Raw genomic sequence first — 23,728 nt, 5'->3', positions numbered from 1 at the left:
CCGGTCGACGGCGTCCCCGTCGAAGGCACCCTGGTTCCTGCCGCCCCATCGCTCACTGAATCCTCCGTCGTGTCCCTGTCTGTGCCCATACATCCCAGCCAAACACCCGCGCCACGCCCCCGCTGGTCCACTCATCTATTGACTAGCTCTATTCAAGAAGCCAGGATGTGAATATCTACTGCAACAGTCCGCTAGGAGGCAGACCATGTCAGGACCCCGCCCCGTCCGAGCGCCGCGCGGTACGGAACTGAGTGCCCTGGGATGGCAGCAGGAAGCCGCCCTGCGGATGCTGCAGAACAACCTCGACCCCGAGGTCGCCGAGCACCCCGACAAGCTCGTCGTCTACGGCGGCACCGGCAAGGCCGCCCGTGACTGGCGCTCCTTCGACGCCATGGTCCGCACGCTGCGGACCCTCAAGCAGGACGAGACGATGCTCGTCCAGTCCGGCCGCCCCGTCGGTGTCATGCAGACCCACGAGTGGGCCCCGCGCGTCCTCATCGCCAACTCCAACCTGGTCGGCGACTGGGCCAACTGGGAGGAGTTCCGCCGTCTGGAGGCCCTCGGCCTCACCATGTACGGCCAGATGACCGCCGGCTCCTGGATCTACATCGGCACCCAGGGCATCCTCCAGGGCACCTACGAGACCTTCGCCGCCGTCGCCGCCAAGAAGTTCAACGGCACGCTCGCGGGCACCATCACCCTGACCGCGGGCCTCGGCGGCATGGGCGGCGCCCAGCCGCTCGCCGTGACGATGAACGACGGCGTCGCGATCTGTATCGACGTCGACCCGCGCGCCATCGAGCGCCGCATCGAGCACCGCTACCTGGACGTGCGGGCCGACTCCCTGGAGCACGCCCTCCAGCTCGCCGTCGAGGCCCGCGACCAGCGCAAGCCGCTCTCCATCGGCCTCCTGGGCAACGCCGCCGAGCTGCTGCCCCGCATGCTCGCCGAGAGCGCCCCCATCGACATCGTGACCGACCAGACCTCGGCCCACGACCCGCTGGCCTACCTCCCCGTCGGCATCGACTTCGACGACATGGCCGACGCGGCCGCCAAGGACCCGGCGGGCTTCACCACCCGCGCCCGTGAGTCCATGGCCAAGCACGTCGAGGCGATGGTCGGCTTCATGGACGCCGGCGCCGAGGTCTTCGACTACGGCAACTCGATCCGCGGCGAGGCCCAGCTCGCCGGGTACGAGCGGGCGTTCGCCTTCCCCGGCTTCGTCCCCGCCTACATCCGCCCCCTGTTCTCCGAGGGCAAGGGCCCCTTCCGCTGGGCGGCCCTCTCCGGCGAGGCGTCCGACATCGCCAAGACCGACAAGGCGATCCTCGACCTCTTCCCGGAGAACGAGTCCCTGCACCGCTGGATCAAGCTGGCCGGCGAGCGCGTCCACTTCCAGGGCCTGCCCGCCCGTATCTGCTGGCTCGGCTACGGCGAGCGCGACAAGGCCGGCGAGCGCTTCAACGACATGGTGGCGTCCGGCGAGCTCGCCGCGCCCCTGGCCATCGGCCGCGACCACCTCGACTGCGGCTCCGTCGCCTCCCCGTACCGCGAGACCGAGGCCATGCTCGACGGCTCCGACGCGATCGCCGACTGGCCGCTGCTCAACGCCATGGTGAACGTCGCCTCCGGCGCCTCCTGGGTCTCCATCCACCACGGCGGCGGCGTCGGCATGGGCCGCTCCATCCACGCCGGCCAGGTGTCCGTCGCCGACGGCACCAAGCTGGCCGGCGAGAAGATCCGCCGCGTGCTCACCAACGACCCCGGCATGGGCGTCATCCGCCACGTCGACGCCGGGTACGACATCGCCGAGTCCGTTGCCCAGGAGCGCGGTGTGCGCATCCCGATGCGCGAGGGCGACGAGGGCGGCGCCGCGTGACCTTCCACAGCATGTGGGCGGAGCTGCTGCCGATCGGCCGCAGTTCCGCCTCCGGCGGCTACCGCCGCTTCGCCTGGACCGGGGCCGACGCCGACTGCCGGGCCTGGTTCCGGGCCCAGGCCGAGTCCCGCGGGCTGCGCTACGAGCTGGACCGCAACGGCAACCAGTGGGCCTGGCTCGGCGACCCCGCCGAGGGCGACGCCGTCGTCACCGGGTCCCATCTGGACTCCGTGCCCGACGGCGGGGCCTTCGACGGGCCCCTCGGCGTCGTGTCGTCCTTCGCCGCCCTGGACGAACTGCGCGCCAGGAAGGCCGAGCTCACCCGTCCCCTCGCCCTCGTCAACTTCGGCGACGAGGAGGGCGCCCGCTTCGGACTCGCCTGCGTCGGCTCCCGGCTGGCCGCCGGACAACTCACCGTCGAGCAGGCGCACCGGCTGACCGACGGCGACGGCATCACGCTCCCGCAGGCCATGGAGCGCGCCGGATACGACCCCGACACCATCGGTCCCGACCCCGAGCGCCTCGCCCGCATCGGAGCCTTCGTCGAACTGCACGTCGAGCAGGGCCGCGCCCTCGACCTCAGTGGCGACCAGGTCGGCATCGCCAGCGCCATCTGGCCGCACGGCCGCTGGCGCTTCGACTTCCGGGGCGAGGCCAACCACGCGGGCACCACCCGGCTCGTCGACCGCCGCGACCCGATGCTGTCGTACGCCGAGACCGTGCTCGCCGCCCGCCGGGAGGCCCAGCTCGCCGGTGCCGTCGCCACCTTCGGCAAGATCTCCGTCGAGCCGAACGGCGTGAACGCCATCCCCTCCCTCGTGCGCGGCTGGCTCGACTCCCGCGCCGCCGACCAGGCGACCCTCGACACGGTCGTCACCGGCGTCGAGAAGGCCGCCCGCGAGTACGCGGAGGCCCAGGGCGTCGAACTCGACGTCGTCCGTGAGTCGTTCACCCCCGTCGTCGAGTTCGAGCACGCCCTGCGCGACGAGCTCGCCCGCATCCTGGGCAAGGACGGGGAAGAGGCCGCGGGACTCACGGTTCCCGTCCTGGGCACGGGCGCCGGACACGACGCCGGAATTCTCTCCGGGACCGTCCCGACCGCCATGCTGTTCGTACGCAACCCCACGGGTGTCTCGCACTCCCCGGCCGAGTACGCCGCCGAGGACGACTGCGTGGCCGGGGTGACCGCACTCGCCGACGTACTCGAAGGGCTGGCCTGCAGGTGACGCAGACGTACTGGCTTGAACACGCCTGGCTCGACACCCACGTCGAGCCGGGCGTGGCCCTGGACGTGACGGACGGGCGGATCACCGCCGTCCGCGAGAACACCGCCACCCCGCCCCCCGGCGCCGAGATCCTCCGCGGACTCACCCTCCCCGGCCTCGCCAACGCCCACTCGCACGCCTTCCACCGCGCCCTGCGCGGCACCGTCCAGGTCGGCTCCGGCACCTTCTGGACCTGGCGCGAGATCATGTACTCCTTCGCGGACAGGCTGACCCCGGACACCTACCACGCGCTCGCCCGCACCGTGTACGCGGAGATGGCGCTCGCGGGCGTCACAGCCGTCGGCGAGTTCCACTACGTGCACCACGCCCCCGGCGGCACCCCGTACGCCGACCCGAACGCGATGGGCGAGGCGCTCGTCGCGGCCGCGGACGAGGCCGGCATCCGGATCACCCTCCTCGACACGGCATACGTGTCCTCCGGCTTCGGACAGCCGCCCAACCACCACCAGCTCCGCTTCTCCGACGGCAGCGCGGAGGCCTGGGCGGAACGCTCTTCACTTCTCAAGGACCGTGATCACGCACGGATCGGTGCCGCCATCCACTCCGTACGGGCCGTGCCCGCCGGACAGCTGGCGACGGTCGCGCGCTGGGCCGAGGAGCGGCAGGCCCCGCTGCACGTGCATCTGTCGGAGCAGACGGCGGAGAACGACGCCTGCCGGGCCGCCCACGGGTGCACCCCGACGCGGCTCCTCGCCGACCACGGCGTGCTCGGCCCCCGCACGACCGGCGTCCACAACACGCACCTCACGGACGAGGACATCGCGCTGCTGGGCGACTCCCGGACGGGCACCTGCATGTGCCCGACGACGGAACGGGACCTGGCGGACGGCATCGGCCCCGCCGTCGCCCTCCAGCGAGCCGGCTCGCCCCTCTCCCTCGGCTCCGACAGCCACGCCGTCATCGACCTCCTCGAAGAGGCCCGCGCGATGGAGCTGAACGAGCGCCTGCGCACCCGCACCCGCGGTCACTGGACGGCGGCCGCCCTGCTGCGCGCCGCCTCCGCCGACGGCCACGCGGCCCTCGGCTGGCAGGACGCGGGCAGCCTCGAGGCGGGCGCGCTCGCCGACTTCACGACGATCGCCCTCGACTCGGTCAGAACAGCGGGACCGGTGCCGCGCCTGGGCGCCGAGACGGCCGTATTCGCGGCGACGGCGGCCGACGTACGGCACACGGTCGTGGGCGGCCGGCATGTCGTACGCGACGGGGCGCACGCCCTCGTTCCCGATGTGCCGCAGGCACTCGCGCAGGCAGTCGAAGCCCTGCGCGCCTAGAGACGACCGCCGAACTCCGCCCCCACGAGGACGCCATGAGCAGCACCACCGGCACGACCACCGTCATCACCAACATCGCCAGTCTGGTCACCAACGATCCCTCCCTGGGTGACGGCTCCCCGCTCGGTCTGATCCAGGACGCGGCCGTCGTCATCGAAGGCGACCGCATCGCGTGGACCGGTGACTCAAGAAAAGCACCCGCCACTGACAACCGGGTCGACGCCGGTGGCCGGGCCGTGATTCCGGGCTTCGTGGACTCCCACTCGCACCTCGTCTTCGCGGGCGACCGCACCCAGGAGTTCAACGCCCGCATGTCGGGCCGCGGCTATACGGCGGGCGGCATCCGCACCACCGTCGCCGCCACCCGCGCCGCCAGTGACGAGGACCTGGAGCGCAACCTCACGCACTACCTCCACGAGGCCCTGCGCCAGGGCACCACCACCTTCGAGACCAAGTCGGGCTACGGCCTCACCGTCGAGGACGAGGCCCGCGCCCTGCGCATCGCGGCGGCACACACCGACGAGGTCACCTACCTCGGCGCGCACATCGTCTCCCCGGACTACGCCGACGACCCGGCCGCGTACGTGGCCCTGGTGACCGGCGAGATGCTCGACGCCTGTGCCCCGTACGCCCGTTGGATCGACGTCTTCTGCGAGAAGGGCGCCTTCGACGGCGACCAGGCCCGCGCGATCCTCACCGCGGGCAAGGCGAAGGGCCTGCACCCGCGCGTCCACGCCAACCAGCTCTCGTACGGCCCCGGCGTCCAGCTCGCCGTCGAACTCGACGCGGCGAGCGCCGACCACTGCACCCACCTCACGGACGCGGACGTCGAGGCCCTGGCGAACGGCCGCACGGTCGCGACCCTGCTCCCCGGCGCCGAGTTCTCCACCCGCGCCGAGTGGCCGGACGCCCGCCGCCTCCTGGACGCGGGCGTGACCGTCGCGCTCTCCACCGACTGCAACCCGGGCTCGTCCTTCACCTCCTCCGTCCCGTTCTGCATCGCGCTGGCGGTACGGGACATGGGGATGACCCCGGACGAGGCGGTCTGGTCGGCCACGGCGGGCGGCGCGGCGGCCCTGCGCCGCACGGACATCGGCCGCCTCACCGTCGGCGCCCGCGCCGACCTCGTCCTCCTGGACGCGCCCAGCCACGTCCACCTCGCCTACCGGCCGGGTGTACCGCTGGTCACCGGCGTCTGGCGGCGCGGCGCACGCGAGATCTGACACCGGGGTCACGAGTCCGAGGCCAGGCGAGGCCGGGGTCACGGCGCCGGGGTCACGGCGCCTGCGTCACGAGGCCCCCGCCCGCCACCGCTGACTCGTGCCCCCGTCGAGCGGCAGCAGGGACAGGCCGTCGCCGCCGCTCGGGGTGACCGCGGTCTCGACGGCGATGGACGGGCGGATCACGCCGTCGTCGTCCACGGTGAACCTCAGGTTCTGGCCGTGGCTGCCGTCGATCGAGCCGCAGTCCCAGATCCCGACGCCGTTGTCGATGGAGCCGCGGCTGTCGAGACAGAGGTCGGAGTCGGCGTACGACTGCAGGACGCCGCGGCCGGAGTCGACCCGCCACCGCTGGGTGCGGGCCGAGGTGCAGGGGGCCGTGACGACGTCCGTGCCCTGCGTCAGATCGCCGTCGCGGATGTCCAGGCACAGGCCCGAGGCGAGGTTCACGACCTGGGCGTAGCTGCTGCCCGGCGGGTAGGTCGGGGTGGGCGTGGGGGACGGCGTCGGACTGGCCGGTCTCGAGGGGGAGGGGCTCGGGCTCCGCGTCGGGGAAGGGGACTCGCTGGTCGCGGAGGGCAGCGGGGCCGGGGGCGAGGGGGTCGCCGAGACGGTCGCCGTCACCGTCACCTGCGGCACGCTCGACGGGGTGGTGACCGAGCCCGCCGTGTTCTGGGACGGCGAGCCGCCCGACGACAGCACGACGAACAGCAGCGGCACCAGGGCGACGCCGAGGGCCGCCGCCGAGGTGAGGACGAAACGGCGGGACGGCGGCCAGGGCCCCGACGAGGCGGGGACGCCGGGCCGGGGTTCGCCCGCCTCGCTCATGACGTACGCCGTGCCCGCCCACGGCAGCAGCCCCTCGGCCAGCGCGGTGTGCGGATGGTCGCGCAGGGCGGACAGCTCCTCGTACGCCGTCGTGCAGTGCGCGCAGTGCGCCATGTGGGCGTGCAGATCGGGGCTGGAACGGGGGTTGTCCGGCCGTAGCGACTCCTCGATCAGCCGCCGGAAGTCCCCGCAGCGCGGGTCGTCGGAGCCGGCGAGCCGGAACTTCAGACAGGCCTGGCCCAGGGCGTGCAGCGCGGGCTGCGCGCCGTACGTCACGTCCTCACGGGTGAGGCCGAGCAGGACGGCCGCCCGGTCGGCGGGTTCCTCTTCCACGACCGCGTACCAGAGCAGGCCCTGGGTGCGGGACGGGAGGGACTGGAACGGGGCGAGCATGGGCGGCACGGGCCCGCCGGGGCCCGCCGTGCTCAGCACGAGGAGCAGACCGGGGTCGAGGCCCGCGGCCCGTTCGTCCCTCGCCCACGAGGCGGCCACCTGCCCCGCCAGCAGCAGGAGCCGGTGGCGCCAGGGGACGCTCGGGTTCGAGCCGCGCGCCGTCTCCTGGGCCGCCAGGGTGAACGCCTGTGCAGCGAGCTGTCCTGCGGCCGACTCGCTGCGGGTGCACAGGCGGGCGTAGGCGAGGACGGACGGGCGGTGCCGCTCGCGGAGTTCCTGGAGGGCCGGATACGCGCTGGGGGTGTCGGCGCTCAGCAGTTCGGTGAGCCGCGTGTCGGACGCGCCCGCGTGGACTCCGCTGCCTTCGCTCATCACTCGTCCTCGTCCTGACGTACCAGCCAGTTTGGAGTGACCATCGTGACGAGAGTGGCCCTTTGAGGAAAGAGGTTTGAGGAAAGAGGGCGAGAGAGGGGAGAGGTTTCTTCGGGTAACAGTTCGATATGTCGACGGTCGACGGTCGACCGTCGACCGTCGACCGTCGATGGACAATGCGGCCCGGCGCCGATGGCGCCGGGCCGCATTCAGTGGAGGGGCGGGGAGCGTCGCTCCCCCATCGTCACTCCTCGACCGTCACTCCTCGACCGTCAGTCCCTTCCGCAGTCGCACCAGCGTCCGCGACAGCAGCCGCGACACATGCATCTGCGAGATCCCGAGCTCGTCACCGATCTCGGACTGGGTCATGTTGGCGACGAAGCGCAGCGAGAGGATCTGCCGGTCGCGCGAGGGGAGCTCGGCGATCAGGGGCTTGAGGGACTCCACGTACTCGATGCCCTCGAGGCCGTGGTCCTCGTAGCCGATGCGGTCCGCGAGCGCGCCTTCGGAGTCGTCCTCCTCGGGCTGGGCGTCCAGCGAACTGGCCGTGTAGGCGTTCGAGGCGGCCATGCCCTCGACGACCTCGTCGTTGGTGATGCCCAGGCGCTCCGCCAACTCGCCCACCGTGGGCGCCCGGTCGAGCTGCTGGGCGAGTTCGTCGCCCGCCTTGGCCAGGTCGAGACGGAGTTCCTGCAGTCGGCGCGGTACGCGCACGGACCAGGAGGTGTCGCGGAAGAAGCGCTTGATCTCGCCGATGATGGTCGGCATCGCGAACGTGGGGAACTCGACGCCGCGGCTCAGTTCGAAGCGGTCGATCGCCTTGATCAGGCCGATCGTGCCGACCTGGATGATGTCCTCCATCGGCTCGCTGCGGGAGCGGAAGCGGGAGGCGGCGAACTTGACCAGCGCGAGGTTGAGCTCGACGAGCGTGTTGCGCACGTACGAGTAGTCGTGGGTGCCTTCCTCGAGGGACTCCAGCCGCTCGAAGAGGGTCTTGGACAGGGCCCGTGCGTCCACCGGTCCCACCTCGTCGTACGGGGGGATCTCGGGAAGTCCGTCGAGTCCGTCGAGTCCGCTGGTTCCGGTTTCGTCGAGACGCTCCGGGCGTTCCAGAGAAGGTGTCGACGTCGCCGTCTGGGTCTGCGATGCGTCGAGCCGGGGTGACATGGTGTCCTCCATCGTTCTCGGCATATGGCCGCCGATGCCAATGCGTGCACTGCGGTGTGCGGCGCCTCCGAAGCCGGCCGTGTCGAATAGGTGTCGTTACTAGCCCTACCCGCTTTCGCGCGTCGCCCGCAAGTGCGTTGCATGGCGAAATGTCCATTTTCAGGGGGTTGTTCGGGTGTCGGGGATCGTAAGGAAGGCGTAGTGTTCGAGTGCGTACATCAGCACTCGCGACGCTCGGGAGAGAGACGGCATGGACCGCCAGACGGTCGGCAGCGCACAGTCGGGCCGGCTTCTAGTCGAGGTGCGGGAAGAGGGCTCAAGCGCCGTCGTGACCCCCGCGGGTGAGTTGGATCACCACACGGCTGAATTGTTGCGTGAGCCACTCGAGGACTGCCTTGACAAGGGTCACTCGCGCCTGGTCGTGGACTGCTCGCGACTGGAGTTCTGCGACTCCACCGGGCTGAACGTGCTGCTCGGCGCCCGGCTGAAGGCGGATGCCGCAGGGGGCGGAGTCCACCTGGCGGGGATGTTGCCGGTGGTGGCCCGGGTCTTCGAGATCACCGGGGCCGACGCCGTCTTCACCGTCCACGAGACCCTCGATGCGGCCCTGGCCGACTAGCCGGGGCGGTCGGGGCCCCGCCTCGGCATGCTCCGGAGTGCCCCCTGCGATCGCGGCATCGCCCGCGTCACACGATCCCCGTCGCATAAAGGGGGTGTTCCGGCGGATCGGTCGGGCAGGAGACATCCTGACTATGTCGGCAACAATCGGTGGGAACGTCGTAGGTGATCGTCGTAGATATTCGTCCGGAACGCCCTGAGTGCGGAAGCACCCGCGGCGCGTACCACATGCTGAGTACTGAGTCTTGAATCGTGAACTGGTGAATCGGTGAGGTGAAGCGCTGATGAGCACCACCCGGCCTTACCCGCCGGGCGACCGCGGCCCGGAGTCGGGCGACGGCGGCGCTTCCGGGGCGCCTGGGGGCGGCGGCCTGGCCGTTCCGTCCGGGGGGCGTCAGGCCCGCAGACTGAGCTTCGACGGCGAGAGCGGCGTCGTGCCGCTGGCCCGCGACTTCGCCCGCCAGGCGCTGCACGCGTGGGGCTGGCTGCCCGCCGCGAGCGCCGACCAGCGGGCCGCCGCCGAGGACGTCCTGCTGGTCGTCTCCGAACTCGTCACCAACGCCTGCCTGCATGCCGAGGGCCCGGACGAGCTCCGGATCGCCTGCGACAACAAGGTGCTGCGCGTCGAGGTCTCCGACCATGGCGCGGGCCAGCCCGCCCCGCGCACCCCGCACCGCGCCGGCCGCCCCGGCGGTCACGGCATGTTCATCGTGCAGCGGCTGTGTCTGGACTGGGGAGTCGTGCGCACTCCGGGGGTCACGGGCAAGACGGTGTGGGCGGAACTCGGGGCGCCCGCGTAGCCCACCCGATCCCGGGTGCGACTCCGACCTTGGGTTACCCGCGGTTCGAACCCTTCTTCGTACGTTGCCGAACGCGCGCCGGATCTCCTCGGATCCGGCGCGCACTTTGTCTTCCCTCCACAAGGGACCGGGCGTACCTTGACGGCCGATCTGATGTTCCGTCAGGAATGAGGCCCCGAGGTGTCGTACCGGACGTACCAGAAACGAACCGCCGCGCTCGCGTTCGCCGCGGCCCTGGCCGGCTCGGCGGTGCTGATGGCCGCCCCCGTCGCCGAGGCCAGCGTGGTGAACGTCAACTACCAGTGCAAGACGCCGATCGGCGACAAAAGCGCCGTCTCGCCCATCGACATCAAGAGTGTCAAGAGCGGCAGCGCCTACAAGCTCACCATGTCCTGGCAGAAGGGCGTCTCCTCCAGCCCGGTGGAGCTCGGCAAGGGCGCGATGAGCCCGAGCGCCGTGATCAAGGTGGGCGGCGCGGACAGCGGCACGGTGGCCGTGAGCGGCCCCGCCAACGCGGCCGCGATCCCCGCCAACACCCCCATCAAAATCAGTGACCTGTCGGGTACCTACACGCCGGAGAAGACCGGCAAGGTCACCTTCACCGCGGGCGTGCTCACGATCAAGGCGCTCGGCACGACGACCACCTGCACCCCCACGAACAACCCCGGCCCTTCGCTGACTCTCGATGTCACGGCGGCGGGCGGCGGATCCAGCAGCTCCGGCGGTTCGACGGGCTCGACCGGCACCGACTCCGGTGGCCAGCTCCCGCAGACCGGCCCCGCCGACTCGGCGATCGCCCTCGGCACGTTCGGCGGCACGGTGCTGCTCGCGGGCGCGGCGGGCACGCTGTGGCTGACCCGCAGGCACCAGACGACCCGCCGCTGAGGGCGCCGCGCCCCCGTACGACCGTACGACCAGCAGGAGCCGCCGATGCCGTACGCCCCCGTCCTCCGCTGTGCCGTCGCCGTGCTGCTGTCGGCCGCCGCCGCCCCGGTGGCCGCCGCCGACGACGGCTGGTCCCTCGCGCCGTCCGCGAGCGCGCCGGGCGGGCGGCCGTACGTCTACGCGGAGGGCGCGCCCGGCACGGTGCTGCAGGACTCCGTGTCCGTGCTCAACCCGGGCGCACGGCCCGTGACCGTGCGGCTGCGCGGCGCGGACGCCGACAACACCGCGGACGGCGACCTCACCGTGCGCGCCGCCGGGAAGTCCACGGACACGGGCGCATGGATCGCCTTCGCGGGAGACCGGGGCGGCCGCCGGGTCCCGGTCCGCACGCTTTCGCTGCGGGTGCCCGCGCACACACGGGCCGACGTGCCGTTCACCGTGAGCGTCCCGGCGGGCGCGACGCCCGGCGACCACCCCGGCGCGGTCGTGGCGGGCGCCGGCGGCCGGTCCTCGGCGGTCCGGGTCCAGCTGCGGGTCGGCGGCCCCGCGGTGTCGGCGCTCACCGTCGAGCACGTCGCCGTGCACGGCGGGCGCATCTCGTACGAGCTGGTCAACCGCGGCAACACCGTGCTCACCCCGAAACTCGCGGTCCGCGCCGACGGCGTTCTCGGCCGGGCCCTGGACCGTGCCCCGCGCACCCTGCCCCTCGACCTCCTGCCCGGCCGTCGCGTCACGCTCACCGAGCCCTGGCGCGACCCCCCGGCACTGGACGCGGTCGACGTACGGCTGACGGTGACGGCGGCGGGCGGGGCACGCGCCACGGCGTCCGCTTCGGTGCGGTTCGTGCCGTGGGGCGCGCTCGCGGCCACCGCCGGGGCGGCGCTCGCGGCGCTGGGTGCGTGGTGGGGCGTACGACGTCACAGGCGTCGCACGACGGGCGGCGGGACGAGTGAACGGCCGCGTACGGAAGTCGAGTGGACGGGAGCGGTGTCGTGAGCGGTGTCCTGAGCGGCAAGGCGCGGATGTCGGCGCTGGTGGCGGCGCTCGCGCTCGTCCTGGCCCCGCTGGCGGGAGCGGTGTCCCCGGCGTCCGCGGCCGGGAAACCCGGCGTGAGCCTGTCCAAGTCCGAGGCGGGGACGGGCGGTTCGATCACCGTGACCGGCAACGGATGGCGGCCGAAGACCCTGCTGATGATGCTGATCTGCGGGCAGGCCGTGCCGTCCCGGGGGGTGATCGGCGGCACCAACTCCTGCGCCAACGCCGACGGCCGGGCCGTCACCACCGACGCGCAGGGCCACTTCAGCAAGGAACTGCCGGTCACCGAGCCGCCCGCGCCATGTCCGTGCGTGGTGCACGTCGCAACGGTCACGGGGGAGAAGGCGGAGGCCGACGCGATCTTCATGGTCGCCGGGCACTCGGTCGAACCACTGCCGAAGGAGGTGGGCGGGGGGCGGCTCTCGGTGCTCACCGACACCCGCCTCGACGGGTCGAGCGGGCTGCTGACCTGGTTCGGCGCGCCGCCCTCCCGCCAACTCGTCTTCACGGTCGGCAACACCGGCACCGCCGCCGTCAAGGACCCCGTGTTCCAGATCGGCACCTCCCACGGCGTGTTCGCGCCGCAGTGGGAGGAACAGGACTGGCGCGGCACGATCGCACCCGGCAAGAAGGCGCAGATCAAGCTGCCGGTCGAGCTCGCGGCCGGGGCGCACGGCGACTACACGGTCTCGCTGCGCTACGGCGGCAAGGTCCTCGCCGAGCAGCCCTGGGGGGTGGGCCGTCCCTGGGGGGTGACCCTCTTCTGGATCCTGCTCGCCGTGGTGGTGCCGGCCGCGGTCTTCCGGGTCGGGATGGCCGTGGTGGACCGGGTGCGCCCGCGCAGGTCGGCGGGGCGGGCGGGGAGGGCGGGACGGCATCGGAGTCTGGGCCTGCCCGAACTCGTCTCCCGGGTGCCGAGGCCGGCCCCGTTCCGCATGGCCAAGGCGAGCCCGCCCCGGGTGCCCGGAGCGAGCGCGTCCGCGGCCACATCCGTGCCGGCCGGCACCGCTACGAACCCGTCCCTGCCGTGGTTCACGCCGGACAACGTTCCGGGGACCGCGGCGAACGGTCAGCTCTCCGCACCGCACGACACCGGTCCGACGACGAAGGGGAACACGTGAACAGGCGACGGAGAGTTGTGTCCGGAGGCCGCAGAACGAGCGCGGCCGGGATCGCGCTGATGCTCGGCGGCGCGGGCATTCTGTTGGGAGTGGCTGCGGTCCCGGCGCAGGCCGCGGAGGTGTCGTACAAGACGGAGTGCATACCGCCCGCGGCCTCCGGCCTGGGCCCCGTCGAGGGCACTACCAAGGTGGAGATCACCGCACCGGCGACGGCGAAGGTGGGCGACGAGATCCAGGTCGTGTGGAAGTTCGTCCAGGCGGCGTCCAAGAATCCGGACCTCATCGTCCTGCCGAAGGACTCGGTCAAGCCCACGGGCACTCTCAAGGCGTCCGGCGCGCAGACCGCGGACATCGCGATGGAGGGGCCGCAGAAGAACCCGGAGATTCCCAAGGGCGGCGACATGGTGCTGTCCGACATGACGGGCAAGGTCAAGCTGACGCAGGCGGGTGACGTCACGTTGACCCCGGACGCGTACACCATCACCGCCTACTCGACGGACACCAAGTGCACGCCCCAGGAGGCGGTGCCGGCCGCGGCCACCATCAAGGTGACGGCCGCCGAGGGCGGTTCGACGACCTCGGGCGGCTCGACCTCCGGCGGGACGACCACCTCCGGAGGCACGGCGACCGGCGGTGACACCGGCGGCACGACTTCGGGTGGATCCACGACCGGTGGATCCACGACCGGTGGTGGCACGACGTCCGGTGGCACGACATCCGGTGGCACGACGTCCGGTGGTTCGACCTCCGGCGGCGGTGACGGTCAGACCGACTTCGCCGGCAAGACCGTGACCACGTCCTTCGCCTGCACCTCGCCCGGCCCCGCCAAGATCGACTCTTCGGCGACGATCAACGCCAAGAAGAACGGCGGGAGTTACGACCTCACGGTGAAAACCGCCAAGGGCGTGATGAACAGCCCCGCCCCGCTGCCCGCGGGCGCGCTGAAGCCCTCCATGGTGATCACGGTCGGCGGCGACGACAGCGGCTCGCTCAAGGTCGAGGGCCCTGCCAACAAGGACGCCCTCAACACGGGCGACCCGGTCTCGCTCGGCGACATGACGGGCACGTACAAGCCCGGAGCGGACGGCAAGGCCACGCTCAGCCCAGGTGATCTGACGATCGTCGTGACGCTGAGTGCCGGATCCGACCCGATCACGATTCCCTGCAAGGCGACAAAGACCGCTGTCTCACTGGAACTTGACGTCCAGAAGCAGGCGGGCGGCGTCTCCGGCGCGACGACGTCGGGCTCCGGATCGTCCTCCGGGTCGTCCTCGTCCTCCGGGTCGTCCTCGTCCTCGTCCGGCGGAGGCCTGGCCGCGACCGGCTCGAACGACCACGGCGAGCTTCGGGCACTCGGCTTCGTGGCCGGCACGGCGATCCTGCTCGGCGGAGCGGTCTTCACCTTCCTGCCGCACCGCCGCGTGCGCTGACGCCCCCCTCGCACCGTCCGCACCCCGAGGTCCGCTTGACCTGGACCCCGGGGTGCGGGTTTAGCGTCGGGGCACGGCACGAGGCTGGACCGGCTTCCCATCGGAGGCACGCGTTCAGGGCCGTATCCCGACGAAGAGCACCGCAAGCAGCACGGACATGCTGAACAGCGTGAGGACCCCGCTCCAGAACGCGTCGTCGAGCGGGGTCCGCCGTCTCCTCCTCACCCGCCGTGCTCCCGCCGCAGATGCGCCCGCATCCGCACGTTCGCGTCGCTCACCGCGCTGTGGTCGAACACCGCGCGCGCCGCGTGGCGCCGTGCGGCGAACTCCCGGCAGGCCTCGCAACCGTCGACGGGAACGGGGGAGCGGCTCACGTCGTACGTCGGCCCGGTCATGGCGTACGCCCCTCTCCGTGTCTGCCGTGCGCCCGCAACTCCCGGTCGCATTCGGCGACTTCGCCCATGCGGCCCGCCTCCTTCGCGGCCGTCCGCTGTGCCAGCAGCGCCGCGCACACGTCGCAGCCGCCGCTGTACGGGGGCCCGGGCGCCGCCACCGCCGTACGCGCCGTCATGCCGACCACTGCGCGAGCGCCGCCTCGATCGCCCGCAGCGCCGCGGGGGTCGGACGCGCCCAGCCGCCGGGCGGGGTCCAGGGGGAGGAGGCGGTGCCGTGGGTACGGGTACGGGTGCGGCGGGGGAGTCGGGGGAGGGTCGTGGTGGTCATGGGGCTCACTCCTTGGTCGCGTGGTCACGGACATGCCTGTGCGGAGCGCACCGGGTGAATTACGGTGCGTGTTCAGGCAGTACGAGCATGCCGCGTGAGCAGGGCGGAAATGCCGTGGAAGGGCGCTGGTTCCACACCGGGCACTCCAAATTCCACAAATTCCACAGCCGCCGGAGGGGGAGGACGGGATGCCGCAGAGACGGACGGTGACGAGCCGCAGCCAGGAGCCGCGCAGGCGATTCGCCGAGGAGGTGAGGGAGTTACGTGAGCGGAGCGGCGTCAGCCTGCGTCAGCTCGCGGAGCGACTGGGCTGGGACTGGTCGACACTCGGGAAGCTGGAGACCGGGCACACCCTGGGGAGCCCCGAGGTGGCCCAGGCGCTGGACCGGCATTACGGGACGCCGGGGTTGCTGTTGGCGTTGTGGGAGCTGGCGGTGGGCGATCCGACGCAGTTCAAGGAGCAGTACCGCAGGTACATGCTGCTGGAGGCGGAGGCGGTGAGCCTGTGGCACTTCGGGGTCACGAGGGTCCCGGGCATGCTCCAGACCAGGGGATACGCGACCGAGGTGCTCGCGGTGGGGGACATCCGGGGAGAGCAGCTGTTCCAGCAGGTTGAAGCGCGGCTCGGCCGCACCGAGTTGCTGACCAGAGACGGGGGACCGAGTTTCCGAACCATCCTGTACGAGGCGGTGCTGCGCATGACGCTGCGGGACACGGAGACATGGCGCGAGCAACTGGAGTACCTGCTGGAGGCCGCCGAGCGTCCGAACATCACCCTCCAGGTACTGCCGTTCAGCGCTGGGCCGTGCAGCCTGGACGGCACACACGTGATGTTCCTGCGGATGCACGACGGGCGTACCGTGGCCTACACGGAGACCGCTTACCGGGGTGAACTCATCGAGGAATCAAGCTCGGTCGGGCGGCTGCAGCTCGCATACGATTCGCTGCGCGACCTGGCGCTGTCCCCGGCCGAGTCGCGGAAGTTCATCGGGCAGATGCTGGAGGAAGCACCATGCGATCCGTCGACCTGACAGCCGTGACATGGCGCAAGAGCAGCTACAGCAATCCGGACGGCGGTGCGTGTGTCGAGGTCTCCGACGACCTGCTGGCCGCTGCCACCTGGCGCAAGAGCAGCTACAGCAATTCGGACGGCGGCGAGTGTCTCGAAGTCGTCGACAACCTCCCCACCCCCACCCCGCTCGTGCCCGTCCGCGACTCCAAGAACCCCCACGGGCCCGCCCTCATACTCCCGGCGGCGGCCTGGGCGTCCTTCGTCACGGCCGTACGACGTGACGAGCTGCCCGGCGCCTGAGGCTCAGGGCTTGCCGATGTCGACGGCCCACACGCCCGTGCCGTTGTAGGCCTCGGGTGTCGCTGTCAGTACCTGCCCCTCGACGGCACCGGTGGCCGCCGCGTGGACGGCATGCCCGTAGGCCCACTCCAGGCCGGCGGACGCCGCATGCTCGACCGTCGCGGCGCCGGCGAAGTCGAGGGGCAGGAACTCCAGGCCGGGCAGCGCGCCGAGGTGTGCGGCAGCGCCCGGCAGTTGGAGGCTCGCGGCCACCAGGCACAACGCCGGGATGTGCGCCCGTTGGCCTGGGTCGTCCACCTCGACGACGGCCAGGCCGGACAACAGCCGGTGACCGCGGCACAGTGCGAGCACCGCCGTGTGGTCCAGGATGATCACCGGCGTTCCCCCAGGTGCCCCGACGTGATCGCGGCACGCCATTCCTGCGCCTCGCGAACGTCGGCCTCGGTGAAGTCCTCCCGCAGATTGGCCCGGACGTACGCGATGGCCCGGGCCGTGCGCTCGGCGCGCTCGGCCTCCGTGGGCGTCGCGGCGACCACACGCTCGACATAGGCGCGCGTACTCAGACCGCGCTCCTCCGCGAGTGTGCGCAGACGGTCCCTTATCGACTCGCTGATCTTGATCGTGGTGTCACTCATAGCGGCAGAATACAAGTGAATACCGGTGGTGTGGGGAAAACCCGAAGGGCCGCCGCACCCCAAAGGATGCGGCGGCCCTCCAGTAAGCCCTGGACCTACGTCAGTGGACGTCGCCCATGAGGACCTTGACCTTCTTGCGGTACATCCACACCGCGACACCGGCGATCACGGCGAGCGTGGCCTCCAGGGCGACGATGCCCGTCTTGTTGAGGTCGACATTGGCGATGGACAGCAGACCCGTCGTGGCGTCACCGGCGGTGACGGCCAGGAACCAGACGCCCATCATCTGGGAGGCGTACTTCGCGGGAGCCATCTTCGTGGTGACGGAGAGGCCGACCGGGGAGAGCGTCAGCTCACCGACGGTCTGCACGAAGTAGATCGCGACCAGCCACATTGCGGCCGCCTTGTGACCGCCCTCGGCGATCGTCAGCGGAGCCAGGAACAGGAAGAACGAGGCACCGATCAGGATCAGACCCGACGCGAACTTGGTGGCCGTGCTCGGCTCCTTGCCGCGCTTGTTCAGCGCCAGCCACGCCCAGGCGAACACCGGCGCGAGCGCCATGATCATGACCGGGTTGACGGACTGGTACCAGGAGACCGGGAACTCCCAGCCGAAGATCGTGTTCTCGGCGGAGGAGTCGGCGAAGATCGACATGGTCGAGCCGCCCTGGTCGTAGATCATCCAGAAGACGGCCGCGGCGACGAAGAACCAGATGTACGCGGACATCTTCGACTGCTCGGCGCGGTCGAGGTCCTTGTCCCGCTTGATCCGGGCGATGACCAGGACCGGGATGACCAGACCGGCGATGGTGATCGGGACCAGCAGCCAGTTCAGGGTGTAGTGACCCGAGAAGCCGACGACGCAGTAGAAGACCACCGCGACGGCCGCCCACAGCGCGGACTTGCGCAGCGTCGCGGCCTTCTCCTCGGCCGACAGCGGCGTGGGGACCTCGTGCGAGCGCGGGTTCAGGTGACGGCCGCCGAGCAGGTACTGGGCCAGACCCAGCGCCATACCGAGCGCGGCGAGCGCGAAGCCCAGGTGCCAGTTGACGTTCTCGCCGACGGTGCCGATGACCAGCGGAGCGGCGAAGGCGCCGACATTGATGCCGATGTAGAAGAGCGTGAAGCCACCGTCACGGCGCGGGTCGTCCGGACCGTTGTAGAGGTGACCGACCATCGTGGAGATGTTGGCCTTCAGCAGACCGGAACCGATCGCGACGAGCCCGAGGCCGCCGTAGAACGTGCCGGACGACGGCAGGGCCAGCGTGAGGTGGCCCAGCATGATGATGACGCCCGCGACGGCGACCGTCTTACGGGGGCCGAGGACACGGTCGGCGAACCAGCCGCCCGGCAGGGCGAGCAGGTACACCAGCGACAGGTACACCGAGTAGATCGCGGTCGCGGTGGCCGCGCTCAGGTGCAGGCCGCCCGGTGCCACCAGGTACAGCGGGAGCAGAGCCTTCATGCCGTAGTAGGAGAATCGCTCCCACATCTCGGTCATGAAGAGAGTGGCCAGTCCGCGGGGGTGGCCGAAGAAGGTCCTCTCGGAACCGGGGGTGCCCGGAGTCACCGAGTCCTTCGTCAGGCTGGACGCCATGGTCGTTCCTTGCTGGTCGGGACGCGCTGCTTGAGCGTTACGCGCCCGGTGGGGGGCGGCCGGCACCGGCGGGATTCGACCGTCCTTCCCCACGCCCACGGGGAGTCCGCTCCGGATTGCGAAGCGGCGGACGGCGACCACCGGGATCCACGCCCCTCGCGCATTGATGCGCTGGGGCCCGGCCACAGGTCATTCCTTTCAAGGCTGGCGAACACCAGCCCGCACATGAAAGAGACCTTCAGCGGCAAGTACGCGCCAAAGGTCCCCTAGTGGTGCTACAGGCGTCTGGTCACCATACGACATCTCAATGTGGCATATGGAAGGACTTGAGAGATGGATCACAGGTAATAATGGAACCACGGATACCTATTCGAAGGTGTCAGGCAAGATCGCTTCCCACAGCCGCAGGCGGGAAACCGTACAGCCCCAGGTAAGAATTACGGTTGGCGATCACACCACAGGCGCTGTCCGCGGCGGACTACCATCACCCCATGACCCGTGTACTGCTCGCCGAGGACGACGCGTCCATCTCGGAGCCATTGGCCCGCGCCCTGCGCCGGGAGGGTTACGAGGTCGAAGTGCGCGAGGACGGACCCACCGCGCTCGACGCCGGAATGCAGGGCGGCGTCGACCTGGTCGTCCTGGACCTGGGCCTGCCCGGTATGGACGGCCTCGAAGTGGCCCGCCGACTCCGTGCCGAAGGCCACACCGTCCCCATCCTCATCCTGACCGCGCGCGCCGACGAGGTGGACACCGTCGTCGGTCTCGACGCGGGCGCCGACGACTACGTCACCAAGCCCTTCCGCCTTGCCGAACTGCTCGCCCGTGTCCGGGCCCTCCTGCGGCGCGGCGCCGCTGAGCCGCAGCAGCCGCCCGCCACGCACGGGGTGCGCATCGACGTCGAGTCGCACCGGGCCTGGATGGGCGACGAGGAACTCCAGCTCACGGCGAAGGAGTTCGACCTTCTGCGGGTCCTCGTCCGCGATGCCGGCCGGGTCGTCACGCGTGATCAGCTGATGCGCGAGGTCTGGGACACCACGTGGTGGTCGTCCACCAAGACCCTCGACATGCACATCTCCTGGCTCCGCAAGAAGCTCGGCGACGACGCGGCGAACCCCCGCTACATCGCGACGGTACGAGGAGTCGGCTTCCGCTTCGAAAAGAGCTGAGGCCCCAAGGGGCGGAAGTGGGAGCGGGGCCTGGGGCGAAGCCCCGCCTTGAGGGGCGCGGGGAACTGCGCGCCCAGCCCCCACCGGCCCGCAGCCAAAGAGAACCCCGGGCTACCCGAGCGCCTCCCCTGTCCCAGCCGAGCGCAGCGTCAAGGCACACTGGTCCACGTACAGTCACTCGCCCGGAGGACCCCGTGCGTCGCCGTCTCATCCAGTCCACGCTCGCCGTCGTGCTCGTCGTGATCGCCGTCTTCGGCGTGTCCCTCGTGATCGTCGAGACCCGCACGATCAGCAACAGTGCCCAGGAACGCGTGGACTCCGAGGCCCTGCGCCTGGCCAGCATCGTCGACAGCCGCATCCTCGGCGACGAGCACATCAACGCGGAGATCCTCAAGAACCAGGTCGCGGAGGACCGGTACGCCGTGATCCGCATCCCCGGCCAGGCCCCCGTCGAGCTCGGCCTCCAGCCCAGCGGTGACGTCATCCACTCCACGGCCAAGGGCGAGGAGGGCGAGACGGTCACCGTCCAGGAGCCCCGCTCGGCCGTGACGCGCGAGGTCGGCCGCACCCTCCTGATCATCGCCTTGGTCGCGCTGCTCGCGATCGTCGCCGCGGTCCTGCTGGCCGTACGGCAGGCCAACCGTCTCGCCTCCCCGCTCACCGACCTCGCGGAGACCGCGGAGCGGCTCGGCTCCGGCGACCCCCGCCCGCGCCACAAGCGCTACGGCGTCCCGGAGCTGGACCGGGTCGCCGACGTCCTGGACGGCAGCGCGGAGCGGATCGCGCGGATGCTCACCGCCGAGCGCCGCCTCGCCGCGGACGCCTCCCACCAGCTCCGTACGCCGCTGACGGCCCTCTCCATGCGTCTGGAGGAAATCACCCTCACGGATGACCCGGACAACGTGAAGGAGGAGGCGACGATCGCCCTGACCCAGGTCGAGCGCCTCACCGACGTGGTGGAGCGGCTGCTCACCAACGCCCGCGACCCCCGTACCGGCTCCGCCGTCACCTTCGACCTCGACGAGGTCATCAAGCAGCAGCTGGAGGAGTGGCGCCCGGCCTACCGCAGCGCGGGCCGCGCCATCGTCAGTTCGGGCAAGCGGCATCTGCAGGCCGTAGGCACCCCGGGCGCGGTCGCCCAGGTGCTGGCCGCGCTCATCGAGAACTCGCTCATGCACGGGGGCGGCACGGTCGCCCTGCGCACCCGTGTCACGGGCAACCAGGCCGTCGTGGAGGTCACGGACGAGGGCCCCGGTGTCCCCACCGACCTGGGCGCCCGCATCTTCGAGCGCACGATCAGCGGGCGCAACTCCACGGGCATCGGCCTCGCGGTCGCCCGCGACCTCGCGGAGGCGGACGGGGGCCGTCTGGAGATGCTCCAGGCACAGCCGCCGGTGTTCGGCCTGTTCCTCTCCCGCACCCCGCTGAAGAGACCACCACTGGTGGACGAGGACGAGGAACGAACGGTCAGATAGCCCCGTGGGGCAGCCCCCGGGGGCTCAGTTCGCCCGGGCCCGTGCCCGGGGCCGTCGGGGCTCCGGCTCCTCGTCGAGGATCGGCTCCTCGTCGAGGATCGCCTCCGCGCTCTCCAGGACCTCACGCGCCTCGTCCGGGACCGTACGGAACACCCACGTGCGGTACGACCAGAACCGGAACAGCGTCGCGATGCCGATGCCGAGGAACTTGAAGATGTTGCTCTGCAGCGGGCTGTCCCAGCCGAACCCGTACGTCGCCACGTACAGCACACCGTTCTCGATGACCAGCCCCACCGCGCTGAACAGCACGAAGAGGCCCATCTCCTTGGTGCGGCCGCCACTGTCGCGGTCCCGGTACGTGAAGTAGCGGAACCCGATGTAGTTGAAGACGATTGCGACGATCGTGGCGATGACACTCGCCCGTACGACCTGCAGCCCGGTCGCGCTGCGCACCAGGTTGAAGGTCACCAGGTTGACGAGGAGCCCCGCTCCGCCGACCGCCCCGAACTTCGCGATCTCCCGGAACAGCTGGTCGAAGCGGCGGCGAACCGCGCTGCGGGGCCGTACGTGAAGCCCCGAAGACTTACTGCCCATGGTGTCGCCAGCCCCCGTAGATCGGACATCGGTCGAAAAATTCAACCCAGCCACTCTAACCAGCGGGCCGCCCTCGCGCCTGTGCGAGGTCTCACGGGACCGGAAAGAGCGGGTCACAGCGAGGGAAAACCCCGGCCGCGGCCGGGATCACAGCCGGGGCCACGCCGGGATCGCAGCCGGACCGCAGGCGCGGAAACCGGCCCCCATGGCGCGACCGATACCCTTGCAGCGTGACGTTCCCGGTAGTCGGCATGGTCGGCGGGGGCCAGCTCGCTCGTATGACACACGAGGCGGGCATCCCGCTCGGCATCAAGTTCAAGCTCCTCAGTGACACCCCTCAGGATTCCGCGGCGCAGGTCGTCGGCGATGTCGTCATCGGCGACTACCGCGACCTCGACACGCTGCGTGAGTTCGCGCGGGGCTGCGATGTGATCACCTTCGATCACGAACACGTACCCACCGAGCATCTGCGCGCCCTGGAGGCGGACGGCATCCCCGTCCGCCCCGGCCCTGACGCCCTCGTGCACGCCCAGGACAAGGGCGTGATGCGCGCGAAGCTCGACGCGATCGGCGTGCCGTGCCCACGGCACCGGATCGTGACCGACGTCGAGGACGTGGCCGCGTTCGCGGCGGAAGGCCTCGCCGAAGGGGCCGGAGGCGACGGATTCCCGATCATCCTCAAGACGGTCCGCGGCGGCTACGACGGCAAGGGCGTCTGGTTCGTCCGGTCGATCGAGGAGGCCGCCGAGCCCTTCCGGGCCGGCGTGCCCGTCCTCGCCGAGGAGAAGGTCGACTTCGTACGGGAACTCGCGGCGAACGTCGTCCGCTCCCCGCACGGCCAGGCGGTCGCGTACCCCGTGGTCGAGTCCCAGCAGGTCAACGGCGTCTGCGACACGGTGATCGCCCCCGCGCCCGGCATACCGGACGAGCTGGCCCTCCAGGCCGAGGAGCTCGCGCTGCGCATCGCCAAGGAACTCGGTGTCGTCGGTCATCTGGCCGTCGAGCTCTTCGAGACCCCTGACGGCCGCATCCTGGTCAACGAGCTGGCCATGCGCCCCCACAACTCGGGCCACTGGACCCAGGACGGCGCGATCACCTCCCAGTTCGCCAACCACGTCCGCGCGGTCCTGGACCTCCCCCTCGGCGACCCGCGCCCGCGCGCCAAGTGGACGGTCATGGTCAACGTCCTGGGCGGCGACTACCCGGACATGTACTCCGCGTACCTGCACTGCATGGCCCGCGACCCCCAGCTGAAGATCCACATGTACGGCAAGGACGTGAAGCCCGGCCGCAAGGTCGGCCACGTCAACACCTACGGCGAGGACCTGGACGACGTCCTCGAGCGCGCCCGCCACGCAGCCGGTTACCTGAGAGGCACGATCACCGAATGAGCCCCGTCGTAGGCATTGTCATGGGGTCGGACTCCGACTGGCCCGTCATGGAAGCGGCCGCGCAGGCGCTGGACGAGTTCGAGATCCCCTACGAGGTGGATGTCGTCTCCGCGCACCGCATGCCGCACGAGATGATCACGTACGGCGAGCAGGCCGCGGAGCGCGGGCTCAAGGCGATCATCGCGGGCGCGGGCGGGGCGGCCCATCTGCCCGGCATGCTCGCGTCCGTGACCCCGCTGCCCGTCATCGGCGTGCCGGTCCCGCTGAAGTACCTCGACGGCATGGACTCGCTGCTGTCGATCGTGCAGATGCCGGCCGGCGTCCCGGTCGCGACCGTCTCCGTCGGCGGCGCGCGCAACGCGGGCCTGCTGGCCGCCCGGATGCTCGCCGCGCACGACGAGGAACTCCTCACCCGCATGCGGGAGTTCCAGCAGGAGCTGAACGACCAGGCCACCGAGAAGGGCAAGCGGCTGCGCGCCAAGGTCGAGGGCGCGGGCGGCGGCTTCGGCTTCGGCTCCGGGAAGTGA

At 71.0% G+C, this 23,728-nt stretch carries 25 protein-coding genes; 16 read left to right on the top strand and 9 right to left on the bottom strand.

Annotation, left to right across the window (positions count from 1 at the left end; all coding sequences use genetic code 11):
• Positions 1 to 205 precede the first annotated feature (205 nt).
• From hutU to hutI, 4 genes are read left to right on the top strand one after another with little or no spacing between them, the layout of a single operon-like run.
• Positions 206 to 1,879 (top strand): urocanate hydratase, encoded by a 1,674-nt coding sequence (hutU, locus tag ACZ7M2_RS17990; protein WP_471596086.1) that lies wholly within the window; start codon positions 206 to 208, stop codon positions 1,877 to 1,879.
• Entirely contained in the window at positions 1,876 to 3,105 is a 1,230-nt protein-coding gene (locus ACZ7M2_RS17985) for an allantoate amidohydrolase (RefSeq protein ID WP_471596085.1), read from the top strand. The genes hutU and ACZ7M2_RS17985 overlap by 4 nt, the downstream gene beginning before the upstream one ends.
• Positions 3,096 to 4,436 (top strand): formimidoylglutamate deiminase, encoded by a 1,341-nt coding sequence (locus ACZ7M2_RS17980; RefSeq protein ID WP_471596515.1) that lies wholly within the window; start codon positions 3,096 to 3,098, stop codon positions 4,434 to 4,436. Before ACZ7M2_RS17985 ends, ACZ7M2_RS17980 begins: the two co-directional genes overlap by 10 nt.
• Positions 4,437 to 4,471: 35 nt before the next feature.
• On the top strand, positions 4,472 to 5,659 hold the full coding sequence (gene hutI, locus ACZ7M2_RS17975) for an imidazolonepropionase (RefSeq protein ID WP_471596084.1): 1,188 nt from the start codon (positions 4,472 to 4,474) through the stop codon (positions 5,657 to 5,659).
• Between the two features lie 66 nt (positions 5,660 to 5,725).
• On the opposite strand, the gene ACZ7M2_RS17970 is transcribed toward hutI, so the two are convergent.
• Both ACZ7M2_RS17970 and ACZ7M2_RS17965 read right to left on the bottom strand, forming a co-directional pair.
• On the bottom strand, positions 5,726 to 7,249 hold the full coding sequence (locus tag ACZ7M2_RS17970; RefSeq protein ID WP_471596083.1) for an RICIN domain-containing protein: 1,524 nt from the start codon (positions 7,247 to 7,249) through the stop codon (positions 5,726 to 5,728).
• Between the two features lie 258 nt (positions 7,250 to 7,507).
• Positions 7,508 to 8,428, bottom strand: coding sequence for an RNA polymerase sigma factor SigF (locus ACZ7M2_RS17965; protein ID WP_388399119.1), 921 nt, complete (start codon positions 8,426 to 8,428; stop codon positions 7,508 to 7,510).
• Between the two features lie 238 nt (positions 8,429 to 8,666).
• Here ACZ7M2_RS17965 and ACZ7M2_RS17960 point away from each other — a divergent pair, with 238 nt between their 5' ends.
• The 6 genes from ACZ7M2_RS17960 to ACZ7M2_RS17935 all read left to right on the top strand — a co-directional run bounded on the left by ACZ7M2_RS17960 (position 8,667) and on the right by ACZ7M2_RS17935 (position 14,305).
• A complete protein-coding gene (locus ACZ7M2_RS17960; protein WP_352044407.1) occupies positions 8,667 to 9,035 on the top strand; it encodes an STAS domain-containing protein in 369 nt (122 codons plus the stop codon).
• 283 nt (positions 9,036 to 9,318) lie between these two features.
• A complete protein-coding gene (locus tag ACZ7M2_RS17955) occupies positions 9,319 to 9,834 on the top strand; it encodes an ATP-binding protein (RefSeq protein WP_471596082.1) in 516 nt (171 codons plus the stop codon).
• 180 nt (positions 9,835 to 10,014) lie between these two features.
• Positions 10,015 to 10,719 (top strand): LPXTG cell wall anchor domain-containing protein, encoded by a 705-nt coding sequence (locus ACZ7M2_RS17950; protein ID WP_471596081.1) that lies wholly within the window; start codon positions 10,015 to 10,017, stop codon positions 10,717 to 10,719.
• Between the two features lie 45 nt (positions 10,720 to 10,764).
• Positions 10,765 to 11,715, top strand: coding sequence for a COG1470 family protein (locus ACZ7M2_RS17945; RefSeq protein WP_471596080.1), 951 nt, complete (start codon positions 10,765 to 10,767; stop codon positions 11,713 to 11,715).
• Between the two features lie 26 nt (positions 11,716 to 11,741).
• Complete coding sequence (locus ACZ7M2_RS17940) at positions 11,742 to 12,875, top strand: hypothetical protein (RefSeq protein ID WP_471596514.1); 1,134 nt, start codon at positions 11,742 to 11,744, stop codon at positions 12,873 to 12,875.
• A gap of 17 nt (positions 12,876 to 12,892) precedes the next feature.
• Positions 12,893 to 14,305 carry a hypothetical protein gene (locus ACZ7M2_RS17935; RefSeq protein WP_471596079.1) on the top strand — a complete coding sequence of 471 codons (1,413 nt, stop codon included), beginning with the start codon at positions 12,893 to 12,895 and terminating at the stop codon, positions 14,303 to 14,305.
• A 221-nt stretch (positions 14,306 to 14,526) separates the two neighbouring features.
• Here ACZ7M2_RS17935 and ACZ7M2_RS17930 read toward each other — a convergent pair whose 3' ends face one another.
• The 3 genes from ACZ7M2_RS17930 to ACZ7M2_RS17920 are packed head-to-tail and all read right to left on the bottom strand — an operon-like array spanning position 14,527 to position 15,028.
• The gene (locus tag ACZ7M2_RS17930) at positions 14,527 to 14,700 is read right to left on the bottom strand and encodes a hypothetical protein (protein ID WP_389600927.1); all 174 of its coding nucleotides are present in this window, start codon (positions 14,698 to 14,700) and stop codon (positions 14,527 to 14,529) included.
• Entirely contained in the window at positions 14,697 to 14,876 is a 180-nt protein-coding gene (locus ACZ7M2_RS17925) for a hypothetical protein (protein ID WP_471596078.1), read from the bottom strand. The genes ACZ7M2_RS17930 and ACZ7M2_RS17925 overlap by 4 nt, the downstream gene beginning before the upstream one ends.
• A complete protein-coding gene (locus tag ACZ7M2_RS17920; RefSeq protein ID WP_351761229.1) occupies positions 14,873 to 15,028 on the bottom strand; it encodes a hypothetical protein in 156 nt (51 codons plus the stop codon). The genes ACZ7M2_RS17925 and ACZ7M2_RS17920 overlap by 4 nt, the downstream gene beginning before the upstream one ends.
• Before the next feature lie 188 nt (positions 15,029 to 15,216).
• Here ACZ7M2_RS17920 and ACZ7M2_RS17915 point away from each other — a divergent pair, with 188 nt between their 5' ends.
• The gene (locus ACZ7M2_RS17915; RefSeq protein ID WP_471596077.1) at positions 15,217 to 16,059 is read left to right on the top strand and encodes a helix-turn-helix domain-containing protein; all 843 of its coding nucleotides are present in this window, start codon (positions 15,217 to 15,219) and stop codon (positions 16,057 to 16,059) included.
• Entirely contained in the window at positions 16,041 to 16,340 is a 300-nt protein-coding gene (locus ACZ7M2_RS17910; RefSeq protein WP_471596076.1) for a DUF397 domain-containing protein, read from the top strand. The genes ACZ7M2_RS17915 and ACZ7M2_RS17910 overlap by 19 nt, the downstream gene beginning before the upstream one ends.
• Before the next feature lie 3 nt (positions 16,341 to 16,343).
• On the opposite strand, the gene ACZ7M2_RS17905 is transcribed toward ACZ7M2_RS17910, so the two are convergent.
• The 3 genes from ACZ7M2_RS17905 to ACZ7M2_RS17895 all read right to left on the bottom strand — a co-directional run bounded on the left by ACZ7M2_RS17905 (position 16,344) and on the right by ACZ7M2_RS17895 (position 18,572).
• On the bottom strand, positions 16,344 to 16,715 hold the full coding sequence (locus ACZ7M2_RS17905; RefSeq protein WP_471596075.1) for a PIN domain-containing protein: 372 nt from the start codon (positions 16,713 to 16,715) through the stop codon (positions 16,344 to 16,346).
• Entirely contained in the window at positions 16,712 to 16,975 is a 264-nt protein-coding gene (locus tag ACZ7M2_RS17900) for a hypothetical protein (RefSeq protein WP_471596074.1), read from the bottom strand. Before ACZ7M2_RS17900 ends, ACZ7M2_RS17905 begins: the two co-directional genes overlap by 4 nt.
• A gap of 100 nt (positions 16,976 to 17,075) precedes the next feature.
• Entirely contained in the window at positions 17,076 to 18,572 is a 1,497-nt protein-coding gene (locus ACZ7M2_RS17895) for an oligopeptide:H+ symporter (RefSeq protein ID WP_471596073.1), read from the bottom strand.
• Between the two features lie 491 nt (positions 18,573 to 19,063).
• On the opposite strand from ACZ7M2_RS17895, the gene ACZ7M2_RS17890 reads away from it, so the two are divergent.
• Positions 19,064 to 19,741 carry a response regulator transcription factor gene (locus ACZ7M2_RS17890; RefSeq protein ID WP_018566970.1) on the top strand — a complete coding sequence of 226 codons (678 nt, stop codon included), beginning with the start codon at positions 19,064 to 19,066 and terminating at the stop codon, positions 19,739 to 19,741.
• A gap of 194 nt (positions 19,742 to 19,935) precedes the next feature.
• Complete coding sequence (locus tag ACZ7M2_RS17885) at positions 19,936 to 21,216, top strand: ATP-binding protein (RefSeq protein WP_352044419.1); 1,281 nt, start codon at positions 19,936 to 19,938, stop codon at positions 21,214 to 21,216.
• A 24-nt stretch (positions 21,217 to 21,240) separates the two neighbouring features.
• Here ACZ7M2_RS17885 and ACZ7M2_RS17880 read toward each other — a convergent pair whose 3' ends face one another.
• Positions 21,241 to 21,810: a GtrA family protein gene (locus tag ACZ7M2_RS17880; RefSeq protein WP_471596072.1), complete on the bottom strand. Its 570-nt coding sequence runs from the start codon at positions 21,808 to 21,810 to the stop codon at positions 21,241 to 21,243.
• A 230-nt stretch (positions 21,811 to 22,040) separates the two neighbouring features.
• On the opposite strand from ACZ7M2_RS17880, the gene ACZ7M2_RS17875 reads away from it, so the two are divergent.
• Both ACZ7M2_RS17875 and purE read left to right on the top strand, forming a co-directional pair.
• Positions 22,041 to 23,201 (top strand): 5-(carboxyamino)imidazole ribonucleotide synthase, encoded by a 1,161-nt coding sequence (locus ACZ7M2_RS17875; protein WP_471596071.1) that lies wholly within the window; start codon positions 22,041 to 22,043, stop codon positions 23,199 to 23,201.
• Complete coding sequence (purE, locus tag ACZ7M2_RS17870; protein WP_075027355.1) at positions 23,198 to 23,728, top strand: 5-(carboxyamino)imidazole ribonucleotide mutase; 531 nt, start codon at positions 23,198 to 23,200, stop codon at positions 23,726 to 23,728. The genes ACZ7M2_RS17875 and purE overlap by 4 nt, the downstream gene beginning before the upstream one ends.

It is taken from the genome of Streptomyces sp. NPDC111507 (assembly GCF_055638955.1).
Note: the sequence above shows the minus strand (reverse complement) of the source record. Positions and strands in the feature narration are given on the sequence as shown.